This window comes from Streptomyces sp. NPDC001750, from assembly GCF_042892615.1.
In the GTDB taxonomy this organism is placed as follows: domain Bacteria; phylum Actinomycetota; class Actinomycetes; order Streptomycetales; family Streptomycetaceae; genus Streptomyces.
In genome coordinates, this window is sequence record NZ_JBIAUE010000023.1 from 64,404 (window position 1) to 78,093 (window position 13,690).

At 70.6% G+C, this 13,690-nt stretch carries 9 protein-coding genes and 2 pseudogenes; 5 read left to right on the top strand and 6 right to left on the bottom strand.

All coding sequences use genetic code 11. The features are described 5' to 3' along the window. Nucleotides 1–11 precede the first annotated feature (11 nt). A complete protein-coding gene (locus ACFYY6_RS29260; protein ID WP_351521166.1) occupies nt 12–1,097 on the bottom strand; it encodes an ABC transporter ATP-binding protein in 1,086 nt (361 codons plus the stop codon). A gap of 117 nt (nt 1,098–1,214) precedes the next feature. Here ACFYY6_RS29260 and ACFYY6_RS29265 point away from each other — a divergent pair, with 117 nt between their 5' ends. Then, complete coding sequence (locus ACFYY6_RS29265) at nt 1,215–1,760, top strand: MarR family transcriptional regulator (RefSeq protein WP_351521165.1); 546 nt, start codon at nt 1,215–1,217, stop codon at nt 1,758–1,760. A 78-nt stretch (nt 1,761–1,838) separates the two neighbouring features. On the opposite strand, the gene ACFYY6_RS29270 is transcribed toward ACFYY6_RS29265, so the two are convergent. Then, nucleotides 1,839–2,822: a diacylglycerol kinase family protein gene (locus tag ACFYY6_RS29270; protein WP_351521164.1), complete on the bottom strand. Its 984-nt coding sequence runs from the start codon at nt 2,820–2,822 to the stop codon at nt 1,839–1,841. A 186-nt stretch (nt 2,823–3,008) separates the two neighbouring features. Here ACFYY6_RS29270 and ACFYY6_RS29275 point away from each other — a divergent pair, with 186 nt between their 5' ends. Then, the gene (locus tag ACFYY6_RS29275) at nt 3,009–4,292 is read left to right on the top strand and encodes an adenylosuccinate synthase (RefSeq protein ID WP_351521163.1); all 1,284 of its coding nucleotides are present in this window, start codon (nt 3,009–3,011) and stop codon (nt 4,290–4,292) included. Nucleotides 4,293–4,512: 220 nt separating this feature from the next. Here the strand turns inward: ACFYY6_RS29275 and ACFYY6_RS29280 are convergent. Next, a pseudogene (locus ACFYY6_RS29280) lies at nt 4,513–4,698 on the bottom strand (phosphate ABC transporter substrate-binding protein); the annotation flags it as partial. 543 nt (nt 4,699–5,241) lie between these two features. Between ACFYY6_RS29280 and ACFYY6_RS29285 the strand changes: the two are divergent. Then, nucleotides 5,242–6,180 (top strand): glycoside hydrolase family 19 protein, encoded by a 939-nt coding sequence (locus ACFYY6_RS29285; RefSeq protein WP_389196488.1) that lies wholly within the window; start codon nt 5,242–5,244, stop codon nt 6,178–6,180. 400 nt (nt 6,181–6,580) lie between these two features. Then, nucleotides 6,581–7,471: a glycoside hydrolase family 19 protein gene (locus tag ACFYY6_RS29290; protein WP_351521161.1), complete on the top strand. Its 891-nt coding sequence runs from the start codon at nt 6,581–6,583 to the stop codon at nt 7,469–7,471. A 123-nt stretch (nt 7,472–7,594) separates the two neighbouring features. Here the strand turns inward: ACFYY6_RS29290 and ACFYY6_RS29295 are convergent, their stop codons facing one another. Further along, on the bottom strand, nt 7,595–9,397 hold the full coding sequence (locus tag ACFYY6_RS29295) for a helix-turn-helix domain-containing protein (RefSeq protein ID WP_389196459.1): 1,803 nt from the start codon (nt 9,395–9,397) through the stop codon (nt 7,595–7,597). Nucleotides 9,398–9,867: 470 nt separating this feature from the next. Here ACFYY6_RS29295 and dnaN point away from each other — a divergent pair, with 470 nt between their 5' ends. After that, a complete protein-coding gene (gene dnaN / locus ACFYY6_RS29300) occupies nt 9,868–10,995 on the top strand; it encodes a DNA polymerase III subunit beta (protein WP_389196461.1) in 1,128 nt (375 codons plus the stop codon). A 105-nt stretch (nt 10,996–11,100) separates the two neighbouring features. Here dnaN and ACFYY6_RS29305 read toward each other — a convergent pair. Together ACFYY6_RS29305 and ACFYY6_RS29310 are read right to left on the bottom strand one after the other, a co-directional pair. Beyond that, a pseudogene (locus ACFYY6_RS29305) lies at nt 11,101–11,326 on the bottom strand (DUF664 domain-containing protein); the annotation flags it as partial. A 132-nt stretch (nt 11,327–11,458) separates the two neighbouring features. After that, on the bottom strand, nt 11,459–13,546 hold the full coding sequence (locus ACFYY6_RS29310) for a protein kinase (RefSeq protein WP_389196463.1): 2,088 nt from the start codon (nt 13,544–13,546) through the stop codon (nt 11,459–11,461). Nucleotides 13,547–13,690 lie beyond the last annotated feature (144 nt).

Genomic DNA, 13,690 nt, shown 5'->3' on the forward strand with positions numbered 1-13,690 from the left:
GGTCACGGCAGTCACCGCACCGTCACCCCCACGCCCTCGCCGCCCTCCGGCCCACCCGCGCCGTCCGGCCCACGCGCACCGTCCGCGACGGTCGGTCCATCTGCGCCGTTCTTCGCCCGGCTCTCCGCCCCGCCGTCCGTTCCGCCCGCCGTATTCGTCGTGTCTGCTGTTTTCGTCGCAGCTGCCGTGTCCGCCAGGTCGGCCGCGCCCGCCGTGTCCGTCGTGTAGTGGCGGAGGAAGAGCTCGTCCAGCGTGGGCGGCGTGCTCGTCAGGGTCCGGATGCCCGATGCGGAGAGCCTCCTGAGCACCGCGTCCAGCTTGTCCGTGTCGACCTGGAGCGTCACGCGAAGGCCCTGCACCCGGAGGTCATGGACGCCGGGAAGGCGTGCGAGCCCGTCGGGTGGGCCGGTCAGCTCGGCGGTGATGTTCGTACGGGTGAGATGTCGCATGCCGGCCAGCGAACCGGTCTCGACCGTCCGGCCCTGACGGATGATGCTGACCCGGTCGCAGAGCGTCTCCACTTCGCTGAGGATGTGGCTGGACAGCAGGATCGTGCGCCCGCGCGCGCGTTCCTCGGCGACACAGTCCTGAAAGACCTCCTCCATCAGCGGATCGAGGCCACTGGTCGGCTCGTCGAGGATCAACAGATCCACGTCGGAGGCGAAGGCGGCGACGAGGGCGACCTTCTGCCGGTTGCCCTTGGAATACGTGCGCCCCTTCTTCGTCGGGTCGAGTTCGAAGCGCTCGACCAGCTCGGCGCGTCTGGTCCGGTCGAGGCCGCCGCGCAGCCGCCCGTAGAGATCGATCACCTCGCCGCCCGACAGATTGCGCCACAGCGTGACGTCGCCCGGGACGTACGCCACCCTCCGGTGGAGCTCGACCGCGTCGCCCCATGGATCGCGGCCGAGCAGCCGAGCGGTGCCGGAGTCGGCTCGCAACAGTCCGAGCAGTACCCGGATGGTGGTGGACTTCCCGGAGCCGTTGGGCCCGAGGAAGCCGTGAACCTCACCGGCCTCGACCGCGAGGTCGAGGCCGTCCAGCGCGCGCGTCCGGCCGAACGACTTGCACAGCCCGGCCACCCTGATTGCCTGCTTCATGTTCTGAACGTACGCTATTTTCACAAATTTGTGAAGTTAAGGAAGCGTATAAAGTTGGAGTCACGGCGAGGCCGGAGAAGCGGTGGGGGCCGAGGAAACAGGGGAGACGATCGGGCGATGACCAGCGAAACCGAACAGGGCGCGCGGACCGAGCGGGACGCGGATGCCGTCTCGCGGTTCGTGGAGCGGTTCGCGTCAGACATGACGGAGGCGGGGATGCAGCGGATGGCGTCCCGCGTCTTCGCCGCGCTCCTCGCGGACGACGACGGGTCGATGACGTCCGCCGAGCTCGCCCTGGCACTGCAGATCAGCCCCGCTGCGGTGTCCGGCGCGATCAACTACCTCACGCAGGTCAGCATGGTCGGCCGCGAGCGCGAGCCGGGCTCGCGGCGGGATCGCTACCGCCTCCACGACGAGCTCTGGTACACCACCTTCGCCAACCGTGACCGGGTGCTCACCCGCTGGGAGAACACCCTGAAGGAAGGTGCCCGCACCCTGGGGGAGCACACCCCTGCCGGGGCCAGGCTCGCCGAGACGGCGGCGTTCTTCGAGTTCGTGCAGGCGGAGGTGGCCGGGATGATGGACCGCTGGCGCCAGCACCGCAAGACGCTCGACCTGCCGACCGCCGACGAGAGCCGGGGCTCTGGCCACCGGGGCGCCTGACGGCCGGGCGCCCGACGACCGGGAGCTTCGGCCTTCGCTCCCGGCGCCCGGGCGCCGGGAGCACTGCCTCCCCGGGGGCTATCCCCCGGCCGACGCCCCTGCCTCGGCCGGCAGCATCAGTCCCCAGGCCCCTGCCCGCACCGTCCACGTACGCGTCCGGACCGGGCCGCCGACCTGGGTGTCCGCGCGGTAGCGGAAGTCCGCGCCCGAGACCGTGACCGCCTTCGCCTCCGCCGTGACCGGGTCCGCCTCCGAAGGACGTATCACCACCTCGGCGAGGCCGTCGTCGCCGCCGCACGAGGTCACCGTCACGGACTCGACCGGGCGGTCCAGGTCGTTCAGCAGTACGCCGTCCGCCTCGACCCGCAGCCGGTGCGTGCGGGGCGGGTCCGGGGGCTTCGACGGGGTCGGGCGCACGAGGGCGCGGACCAGTGAGCGGCAGGTGTCCCACACGGCCGTGGCCCCGGTGGGGGCGGTCGCCGCGTCCGGCGGCGCCCCACGGCCCGTGGCATGGCCCGGGGCCCGGTCCGGGGTGCGATCCAGCAGGTGGGCCTGGTGGGCCTGGTGGGTCTGATGGGCCTGATGAGCGGGGTGGGTCGGGTGGGTCGGGTGGGCCGGGATGTGCAGAGCACCCAGCACCAGGCCGTCGCTGTCGTCGATCAGCAGGTCGAGCCTGCGCACGGCCCCGTCCAGGGCGGTGCGCGCCGCCGCCACCGCACCCCGCGGCACGCCGAGCGAGTGTGCGAGTTCCAGCGCGTCGGCGGAGCCGACGGGGATCAGCGCGAGCGACTTGTCGGCCGGGTCCCGTTCCCGGTGCAACAGGGCCACCGCCCGCCGCAGCGCGAGGTCGTCGCCGACCACCACCGGGCGTCGAACACCCCTGCGGGACAAGGCCCGTGCGAATTCCTCGGGCCCTTCGGGCAGGCAGATCTTGGCATGCGAACCGGCGCTGAGCACGTCCTTCGCGATGCGAACGGACTCGCCGTCGGTCCGGCGGGCCACCGGATCGATGACCACCAGCAGCTGGTGCGCACCGTCGCCGGGGGGCTGGGCAGCCGACACCTCGGTCCTTCCTCGGGTAGCATCTTGGTGCAAGAGCCCCTTTCGCTATTGCGCCAGGGGCTTCGTCTATTCCGGGGCACCCGGTTCGACGGTTCAGGCCGTGCCGTACATCGTCGTACGGCGTGTACGACGTTCATGTACGCCCCCTGACCTTGGACATGCCCCGCCCGGAAGGGGTGTACGCCTGTGCCCGCACTTGTGCTGCTCGGTGCTCAGTGGGGTGACGAGGGCAAGGGAAAGGCCACCGACCTGCTCGGTGGGTCCGTTGACTACGTGGTGCGTTATCAGGGCGGCAACAACGCCGGCCACACGGTGGTCGTCGGTGACCAGAAATACGCACTCCATCTCCTCCCCTCCGGAATCCTTTCGCCGGGGTGCACCCCGGTCATCGGGAACGGTGTCGTCGTCGATCCGGCGGTCCTGCTTTCCGAGCTGAGTGGGCTGAACGAGCGCGGCGTGGACACGTCCAAGCTCCTGATCAGCGGCAATGCCCATTTGATCACCCCGTACAACGTCACGATCGACAAGGTGACGGAACGGTTCCTCGGCAAGCGCCGGATCGGCACGACCGGACGCGGTATCGGCCCGACGTACGCCGACAAGATCAACCGGGTGGGCATCCGCGTCCAGGACCTCTACGACGAGTCGATCCTGGAGCAGAAGGTCGAGGCGGCCCTGGAGCAGAAGAACCAGCTCCTCGCCAAGGTCTTCAACCGGCGCGCCATCGAGTCCGGCAAGATCGTCGAGGAGATGCTCCAGTACGCGGAGCAGATCAAGCCGTACATCGCGGACACGACGCTGGTCCTGAACAACGCCATCGACGAGGGCAAGGTCGTCCTGTTCGAGGGCGGTCAGGGCACGCTGCTCGATGTCGACCACGGCACGTACCCCTTCGTCACCTCGTCGAACCCGACGGCGGGCGGTGCCTGCACCGGTGCGGGCGTGGGCCCGACGAAGATCAGCCGGGTCATCGGCATCCTCAAGGCGTACACCACGCGCGTCGGCGCGGGCCCGTTCCCGACGGAGCTGTTCGACGAGGACGGCGAGGCGCTGCGCCGGATCGGCGGCGAGCGCGGCGTCACCACCGGCCGCGACCGTCGCTGCGGCTGGTTCGACGCCGTGATCGCGCGGTACGCGACCCGGGTCAACGGCCTCACCGACTTCTTCCTCACCAAGCTGGACGTGCTGACCGGCTGGGAGCAGATCCCGGTGTGTGTCGCGTACGAGATCGACGGCAAGCGCGTCGAGGAGCTTCCGTACAGCCAGACCGACTTCCACCACGCGAAGCCGGTCTACGAGATGCTGCCGGGCTGGTCGGAGGACATCACGAAGGCCAAGACCTTCTCCGACCTGCCGAAGAACGCGCAGGCGTACGTGAAGGCGCTGGAGGACATGTCCGGCGCACCGATCTCCGCGATCGGCGTCGGCCCCGGCCGCACCGAGACGATCGAGATCAACCCCTTCCTGTAGCCCCCGGCGCGGGAAGCCCTGCCACAGGGATTTCCGAGGGAAGCCACGGGCGCGGCGAGGGCCGGAACGGTTCGTTCCGGCCCTCGCGCGCGCCTTCGGGCCCGTTCCGGGGCCGAGGTCGTTCCGGACCGTCCGGGGCCGGGGCCGGGGTCGTTCCGGACCGTCCGGGGCCTGTCTTCGGGCCCGGCCGGCCCGGCGCGTCGGTGCTGTCAGCGGCCGTTCAGTCCTCGCCGCAGATGAGCAGCCCCTTCGGGGTCGCGCACGGCAGGTGTCCGTGGGTGCGGATCACGTCCTGGCCGTTGCCCCGGCCCATGTAGTTCAGGAAGCTGGACGCCAGGGAGTCGGCGGGCGGTTGGCCGTAGGTGTAGGCGTACTCGATCTCCCGGAACGGGTACGTGCCCGTACCGCCTGTTCTCGCGGAGCTGCGGGAGCCGTCCGGTTTGGGGCCGTCGGAGAGGACGACCAGCGCCGGCGAGCCGGAGGCTTTGCTCTTCGCGCCGCGATCGGCCAGTTCCCGTACGCCCGCGGCGGTGCGGGTCCGGTGTGCGGTGTCTCCGATCGGTCGCTTCCGGTCCGGGGCGTCCGGTGCGGACAGGTGCGCCAGCCGGTTCATGCGTACCTGTGTGCGGCGCCGGAATCACCGTACGAGCGCCGGACGGTGGGTGAGAGGGATGGGACGGGCTCGTCGACCGACGTTCGTCCGCTGTTTCCTGGCTGGACCGTGCCCTGATGCGTAGAGGTCGTCGTCTTGATGCGTACGGGTCGATGTCCTGATGCGTACGAGGCGACCGGGGCCGCGGACTGCTTGTGCCGTGGCGGATCCGGCCCTCGCGCATCGGGCCTTTTGGTCTAGACCTTGACAGGTTCAGGGCGGCAGGACTTGAGTGGCGGGGACGTGCAGACGGTTCGCCGACGCGTTCGGCGCGCCCCGCCGAAGGAGTGTGAAGCGCTGAACCGCATCAAGAGCCTTCTGGCCGTACTGGGCGTCGCCGCCGCGACGGCGGTGCTCCTCCCCACGACCGCATCGGCATCTGCGAACGCACCCGCACCCGTTGCCGAGTTCGTGCCCGCACCCACGTCGGGATCCGCGGCCGCATCCGTTGCCGAGGCTGCCTGCGCGCCGGTGTGGAGTTCTGCGACCTCGTACGCGGTGGGTGGCGTCGTTTCGCACCACGGGCGCAACTGGACGGCCAAGTGGTGGACCCGGAACGAGAATCCGGGCTCCACCACTGTCTGGGCCGATCAGGGTGCCTGCACGGGCGGGGTCTCCGACTTCGTCGTCAGCGAGGAGCAGTTCGACCGGATCTTCCCGGACCGGAATCCCTTCTACACGTACCAGGGTCTGATCGACGCCCTGCACGCCTACCCGCGCTTCGCGAACACCGGAACGCCCGTCACACGTGCCCGGGAGGCCGCGGCGTTCCTGACCCACGCCGACTTCGAGTCGGTCGGGCTGCGGTACGTGAAGGAGATCAACGAGGCCAACTACTGGCGCAAGTGCGACTACAGCCTGCCTTACGGCTGCCCGGCCGGTCGGACCGCGTACTACGGCCGCGGCCCGATCATGTTCAGCTGGAACTTCAACTACAAGACCGCGGGCGACGCACTCGGCGTCGACCTGCTCCACAACCCCTGGCTGGTCGAGCAGGATCCGGCCGTCGCCTGGCTGACCGCTCTGTGGTACTGGAACACCCAGAACGGCCCAGGCACCATGACCTCGCACGACGCCATGGTCGGCGGTGCGGGCTTCGGTGAGACGATCCGCTCGTTGAACGGAGCCCTGGAGTGCGGCGGTGGCAACCCCGAATCGGTGGCGGCGCGGGTCGCCGCGTACGAGCGGATCACCGGGATCCTCGGTACGGCGCCGGGCTCCGGACTGTCCTGCTGATGACGGCCGCGTTCTGCGCGTGAGGCGGCTACGGTCGCGTGGGGTATGGCGGTCCGCGTGGGGTATGGCGGTGCGCGCGGGGCGTGATGGGCGCGTGAGGTGTGACGGTCGTGCCTTTCGCGAAACCGGGGCCGGGCGTTCCGTATTTGGACGGAAGTGGAGCCTCCGTCATGCCTTTCCGGCCATGGACCCCGATCAAGTCCCGCTGGTCTTTCCCCTGTTGAGGGCGGTGCGGCCGTGCCGGTGGCCCGTGAACCAGGTCCGGAGGAGGGTGTTCGGAAGTATTTCCGAGGCTGGTCCAGACCTTGACAGGTCTGGACCAGCGGCGCTTGAGTGGCCGTCACCCCCCCATGGCGGCGCACCGTCCAGCTTCGGTGCGCCGCACCGAAGGAGTGATCACGTGATCAGACGCGTCATGGGCCTGCTTGCCGCGCTGGGCGCGGTCGCCGCCATGGTCGTGGCCCTCCCGGCCACCACCGCCGCCGCGGCGGCGGACTGCGCGGCACCCTGGAACTCCTCGTCCGTCTACACCGGTGGCGGAACGGTCTCCCACAACGGGCACAACTGGACCGCCAAGTGGTGGACCCAGAACGAAACTCCCGGCAGCTCCGACGTCTGGGCCGACCAAGGCAGTTGCGGCGGAGGCGGCGGGACCGACCCGGGCAATCCGTCGGGCTTCGTCGTGAGCGAGGCGCAGTTCAACCAGATGTTCCCGAACCGGAACCCCTTCTACACGTACAACGGGCTCACCGCCGCGCTGAGCGCCTACCCGGCCTTCGCGAACACCGGCAGCGACACCGTCAAGCGTCAGGAGGCGGCGGCGTTCCTCGCCAACGTCAGCCACGAGACGGGCGGCCTGGTGTATGTGGTCGAGCAGAACACGTCGAACTACCCCCACTACTGCGACAGCAGCCAGCCCTACGGCTGCCCGGCCGGTCAGGCCGCGTACTACGGGCGGGGCCCGATCCAGCTCAGCTGGAACTTCAACTACAAGGCCGCCGGTGATGCCCTCGGCATCGACCTGCTGCGCAACCCGTACCTGGTCGAGCAGGACGCCTCGGTCGCCTGGAAGACCGGCCTCTGGTACTGGAACACCCAGAACGGGCCCGGGACCATGACCGCCCATCAGGCCATGGTGAACGGTGCCGGATTCGGTGAGACCATCCGTTCCATCAATGGATCCCTGGAGTGCAACGGAGGCAACCCGGCCCAGGTCCAGAGCCGTATCGACCGCTACAAGGCGTTCACGCAGATCCTCGGCACCACCCCGGGCAACAACCTGAGTTGCTGACCTGCTGACCTGCTGAGCTGTCGGCCTGCTGATCTGCGGACCGGCGACATCGGCATCACGTCGGGGGCGTGTCCGGTTCGACCGGGCACGCCCCCGACGTGTGCCCGGGAACGGCACGCGCGCTCAGAAGGGCTCGCCGGGTTCTTCCGCGATCTCCAGGGCACGGAAGGCCAGCCACAGGTCGTAACGGGCGCTCGGTGCCTGGAGCAACGAGCGCTGGAGTACTGATTCGAGGCGCGTGAGGCGCTTGCGCGCACCCGGTACCGATATGCCCAACTCGGCAGCAGTGCCCGCAAGCTGGGCCTCGCAGTCCAGCCAGACGCGGAGGGTGGTGCGCGGATCGGAGGTGCTCCGGGAGATGCCCGCCTCGGCGAGCGGACGCAACTGGTGCACAGCCCATTCCCGGACGGCCGGTCCGCTCAGGAGGTTGTCCAGGGCATCCAGTCGGCGCGCGAGGGGTGCTTGGGGTGTCTGAGGTGTCCGGGGTGTGGTGGGCGTTCGGGGCGGGGCGGGTGTGCGGGGCGCCGTGGGCGTGGCGCGGATGCGCAGGGCGAGGTCGAGGGCGGCCTGGTCGGCGAGCCGGTTCAGGTCGAGGTCGAGCAGTTCGCCGATCAGCCGCAGTCGCGCCGCGAGGGTGTTGCGGTGGATCTTCAGATGCTGGGTGGCGTGCGAGGAGAAGGCGAGCCAGGAGGAGAGCGTCGCCGTCAGTTCCTGACTGCCCGGGTCGTGGCTGCGCCTCGGCACATGGGTGAGCAGCGGGTTCAGGAGCGCATCCGCCCACTGCGCACCGGCCGCACCGACGACCAGGGCCGCCTCCGGCGCGGAACCGAACCGAGCGTGCCGGGTGGGCAGTCCGCGGGCCACGGCCAGGGCGTGGAACGCCTGGCGGTATCCGGTCGCCGTGTCGGACAGCGGTACGTCCTCGCTCGCCCCGACGACGCACTCGTCCACCACGTCGGCGACGCGGCGTCCGACCGGCGGGTCGGCCGCGTCCGGACCGGCCGGTACGACCAGGATCAGATGACGCGCGTACACCGGGCACCGCACGATCCAGGACCTGCCGCCGGAGATCTCCGCGCAGACCCTGGCCACCTCGTCCCGACGGCCCACGGGGCATTCCACGACGCAGACCAGTACCGGGTCGGGCAGTTCGGGCTTCAGCGCCCCCGCGACCTGATGCGCGATGGACAGCTGGCCGGTCATGAGCAGGTGCAGTACCGCTTCCCGATTGCGCGACTCCGCCAGATCGACGCGGCGGCGCGTGCGCTCCACGGTCTCCGCCGCCCAGCACATGGCGAGCGGTACGGCGACGTCGGAGACCAGCGTGGCCAGCCCTTCCGGCAGCGGGCGCGGGGCGACGACGGCCAGGAGCGGGGCGGCGGTGTCGGGCGGGCCGTCCAGGGGGAACAGCAGCACCGTGTGCGGCCCCCTGTCGAAGGAGAAGGAGCGCGCGCCGAGCGACGCCAGCTCCTTGGCACCGTCGGCAGCCAGGGCGGCGGCCTCGACGGCCCATGCGGCGCTCCCGGTGGTGGGGGTTCCGGTGGCCGCGCCGGCCCGTATGGCGGCGTCGGCGTCCGCGGTGCCGGTGCCCGTTGCCGTCCGGGCCGCCGACGCCGTTCGTGTTCCTGTCCCCGTGCCTGTTCCCGTTCCGTTCCGGGCTCCTGGCCCCGTTCCCGTCTCGCTCCGGGCTCCTGTACCGGTTCCTGTTCCCGTGCCGTGTCGGACGGATGTCCCCGCGTCGGCGCCGACCGTGGCCCTGGTCGCGCCGTGCAGGATGCCGCCGTCCGCGTCGAGCAGCCCGGCCCAGCCCTCGGCCCGGCCGGACACCCAGCGCAGGAGTTCGCGCGAGCCACCGGTCCGGGCCAGCCGGTACATCCTCAGTACGTCGTCGGCCCGTTGCCGCCCGTGCACCTTTCCTCCGCTCATCGCGCCGCCGCGCTCCCGTGCTTCTGCGCCTCCGCGTCCACGCGCCCTTGCGCTTCGCGCTTCTCTGTCTCCGCGCGTCTGCGCCCGCCAAAACCGGAGCGCAGCGTACCGGTTTCACTGTGCGAACTGATACCTCGGGCGGCCCACGCAGTGCGAACTGAATCTTTCTGTCGTCTATCCGACGCCATAGAGTCCGAACACGGTTGCGGCGCCCTTCGGGGGAGGGGCACGGGGGCGACGGCAGCGGCTCACGGGGGTGGCCGCTGTCGTCGGCCGCGACCGTTCCTCCATTTCCGGCCGGTTCGGGCCGCTTCCAGCCCCTTGCGGTCTTTTCCAGCCCGCTGCCCGTGGCGGGTTCTTCGGCAGCCGCTTCTTCGGCAGTCGCTGCATCGCTCCGTTGTCAGTGGTGGTTTCTAGGCTCTGCTCACGACCAGCAATGCGAGCAGGGCCGACCGGGAGAGACCATCGCCATGGAATTCCGTATCGAGTGCAGAGCGCTGACCGACGCCGTGATCTGGGCGGCCCGGGTGCTGCCGAACCGGTCGACCGTTCCGCTGCTGGGCGGGCTGCTGCTGGAGGCGGAGGGCGGCCGACTGCGCATATCGGGCCTCGACTACGAGGCGTCCGCGTGCATCGAGGTGGACGCGGAGATCGTGCGCCCCGGAAAGGCGCTGGTCATGGGGCGGCGGCTGGTCGACGTGGGCCGGGTGCTGCCCGACGGCGTGGTGGAGTGCGTGGTCGAGGGGTCACGGTTCTCCATGATTGGTGGCAGCGCTCGGTTCGGGCTCTCGATGCTGCCGCTCGACGACTATCCGACATTGCCGGACCTGCCCCCGGTGCTCGGAGAGGTGGACGCGGAGGAGCTCGCCGACGCGGTCGCCCAGGTCTCGGTGGCGGCGGGCTGGGACGACTCGCTGCCGACGCTGACCGGTGTACGACTGGCGCTCGACGGCGACCGGATGACGCTCGCCGCGACGGACCGCTACCGGTTCGCGGTACGCACACTCACATGGAAGCCGGTCACGGAGGACGTCTCGGCAGATGTGCTGGTGTCCGCCCGAAGGTTGTCCGAGATCACCCGTTCCTTCGACCGGTCCGGGGCGTGCCGACTTGCCCTGGACGGCGGTTCTGTCGGCTTCGAGCAGGGTGGCGCGCAGTCCACGGTGCGACTGCTCGACGGCCGACTGCCGTGCCACGACAGGCTGTTCGCGATGACGGACCCGGTCAGTGTGGTCGCGGACTGGGAGGAGCTGGCCGGATCGGTCGCTCGGGTCGCCGTGGTCGCTGAGGGAGGCAGCCCCTTGCAGCTGACGTTCTCGGACGGCTCGCTGCTGCTCCAGGCGGGGTACGAGGACGATGTGGCCTCCCAGCGCCTGGGCGTCGAGTTGGTCGGCGCCGACGAAATGACGGTGGCGTTCGACCCGGTGTACTTGTCGAACGCGCTGTCCTCGTTCCATGCACCGGTGGTCAGACTCGACCTGATGGGGCCGGGGCAGCGCGCGCTGATCACCGGCTGGCCGTCCCGGGAGGACGCGCTCGGGCAGGCGACGCCCCCTGTCCACCAGCATCTTCTGATGTCGGTGAAGCCGCTGGCCTAGTGCTGTGGCCGGAAAGGTTTGCCGGGAAGCTCGCGGCGTGGGTGCGGTGCGTCGCGAGGCGGACGATCGTCCTCGTACGGGACGTACCCGGGTGATGCGACAACGCGCCAGTGCGGCGTCGGTCGCGTCGCTCGCGCTCCAGATCGCGGTACGCGGCGTCTACCACGGCCTGCTCGGCGACGGCTCCGTCGAAGTCCGCGTCACGTTCGCCGTACAGCTTGGGCAGCGGGTCACCGTCGACGATCCAGTTGCGCCAGTCCCGTTCCACCTCGGCGAGGTGCCGGACCAGGCCGAGCAGCGACATCGTCGACGGCGGAACCGATCGACGGCTTGTCCGTGAGCTCTTCCCGTCCAGGAACGTCGTCTCCTCGCCGACGAGGGGCAATGCCTGCCGGGTGTTCCTCGGTCGGTGATTAGCCGCTCCTGGCCACGACTGCCTGCTACAACGCCCGTGCCCTACACATCAGTCGGCCCGCGTGTATGTCAACCGACCACTGCCGTCCGTGTTCTCGCGGTGCAGCGAACCGTCCGGGAGCAGCGTGAGTACGGTCGGCTTGCCCGCCGCGCAGGACGACATCGGCTCACCGGCGACCACCGTGGACGCGTCGACCTCCATCGGACCGGACGGGGCCGGCTCGGCGGTCAGGGCGGCCTCGAAGACGCAGTGGTACGAGCCGCCGCCGTCGAGCGGCCCGTCCGCGGTGAGGGTGAGCACGGTCTGCCCGACCGCGCCCTGCCGGATGACGAGTTCTCGGGTCGAACGGCCCGAGGGGTTGTCGATGGAACCCGACCAACTGCCCAGAAAACCGGAGGGTATGGGGCCGTTGCCGCTCCGCCGGTCGTCGGAGGACGAATCGTCCGGATCGGAGGATGCCCGGCCGTCGCCGCCGTTCGCACCCGAGGACGTCCCGGCGGGTGGCGGTGACACGGTCGGGGAAGGAACGGGCTTCTGCCCCTTGTCGTTCATCAGCGCGTAGACGGACCCGCCGGCGCCGATCGCGACGAGAACGGCCACCGCGACGAGCGCGATCGTCGCCCCCTTGCCTCGCCGCACGGGTTCCGGGGCGGGCTGTGGGGCGGATGTGCAGAGCGGGCCGTACGGAGGAGTCGAGCCGAATCCGGGCTGCTGGTACGGGTGTTGCTGCGGGTATCCGTACCCGGTACCGCTCTGCTGCGTACCGAACCCCATCTGTCCGGGGTGCGGCTGCGCGTGCTGCTGCGGTGGGTAGCCGTACGCGTGGGAGTGCGGTGCGGGGGGTGACAGGGGCCCGGGGGTGCCGGCCACGGCGGGCATCGAGTGCATGACACCGGGCGGTGTCGGGCCGGGCCCGTCGACCGGCGAGCCCGACGCGACGGATGCGACGGATCCGGTGGGGGTGGTGGGGGCGGAAGGAACGGGGGAGGCGGGGGATGTGGCGGATGCGGAAGCGGTCGGAGGGGCGCCTGGCGCGGGAGTTGCTGGAGGGGTGCCGGGCGTGGAAGTGGCTGGAGAGGTGCCGGGCGCGGAAGTGGCCGGAGGGGCGGTGGGCGCGCCGGGTGTGGTGGGCGCCGTGGCCGACGGGTCGGTGGGTGGTCGCTGCTCGGGCCTCTCCTCCGGGTCCTCGGAGTCCAGCAGCTCCACGGCGTGGCGCCCGAGCTGGGCGAGGAGCGCGCCCGGGAGCCACGGCTCCGTCACGTCGTCGTCCGCCAGACGCTCCAGGAGCGCGTCCGTCGAGGGACGGGCGGCCGGGTCCTTGCGCAGGCAGTCCCGGACCAGCTCGACGAGGTCCACCGGGACGCCGGCCAGATCCGGTTCCTCCTGGGCGATCCGGTACATCTGCGCGTGCGCACCGCTGTCGGACGTCCCGAACGGAAGCCGGCCGGTCGACGCGTACGCCAGTACCGAGCCGAGGCAGAACACGTCGCATGCCGGGGTCACCCGTTCGCCGCGCACTTGCTCCGGCGACATGAAGCCGGGCGAACCGACCAGGGCCCCGGTGCGGGTGAGGCCGCCATCGGTGACGGTGTCGAGCGCCCGGGCGATGCCGAAGTCGATGACGCGCGGACCATCGATCGTCAGCAGGACGTTGGAGGGCTTCAGATCACGGTGGATGAGCCCGGCGGAGTGGATGGCCTGGAGCGCGTGGGCGAGCCCGGCCCCCAGGATGTGGACCGAGCGCTCGGGCAGCGGGCCGTATACGCCCGCCCCCGGTGTCGATCGCGAGGCGACACCGGGGGCGGGCGGGGTTCCAGGGCGGCCGGAGACCGTGGCCTGGAGGGAAGGCCCGGCGACGTAGCCGGTCGCCACCCAGGGCACGGCGGCCTCGGTGTCGGCGTCCAGCACCGGGGCCGTCCAGGCCGAGCCGACCTGGCGCGCCGCTCGCACCTCCTGACGGAACCGGTCGCGGAATTCCTGTTGTGCGGCGAGCTCACCGCGTACCAGCTTGATCGCGACGGTTCGGCCGCGGTCGGAACGGGCCAGATAGACCTGGCCCATCCCTCCGGCGCCGAGCCGGCCCAGTAGTCGGTAGCCGCCGATGCGTTGCGGGTCGGTGGGCCCGAGCTTGTCCATGGTGTGTCCTCCCCCTGCGGCGAATACGCCGGAACGCGTTGAGGATAGCGGCGCGCCATGCCGCTCCGAAGGAGCAGGATCCGGGCCCCTCCGCGGGCAACTCCTCACCCCTGTCGCGGCTTTACTTCCTCGTCCTCGTTTCGT

Coding starts and splice junctions, on each gene's coding strand:
- ACFYY6_RS29260 (WP_351521166.1), bottom strand. CDS start 1,097: ATGAAGCAGGCAATCAGGGTGGCCGGGCTGTGCAAGTCGTTCGGCCGG.
- ACFYY6_RS29265 (WP_351521165.1), top strand. CDS start 1,215: ATGACCAGCGAAACCGAACAGGGCGCGCGGACCGAGCGGGACGCGGAT.
- ACFYY6_RS29295 (WP_389196459.1), bottom strand. CDS start 9,397: ATGAGCGGAGGAAAGGTGCACGGGCGGCAACGGGCCGACGACGTACTG.
- dnaN (WP_389196461.1), top strand. CDS start 9,868: ATGGAATTCCGTATCGAGTGCAGAGCGCTGACCGACGCCGTGATCTGG.
- ACFYY6_RS29310 (WP_389196463.1), bottom strand. CDS start 13,546: ATGGACAAGCTCGGGCCCACCGACCCGCAACGCATCGGCGGCTACCGA.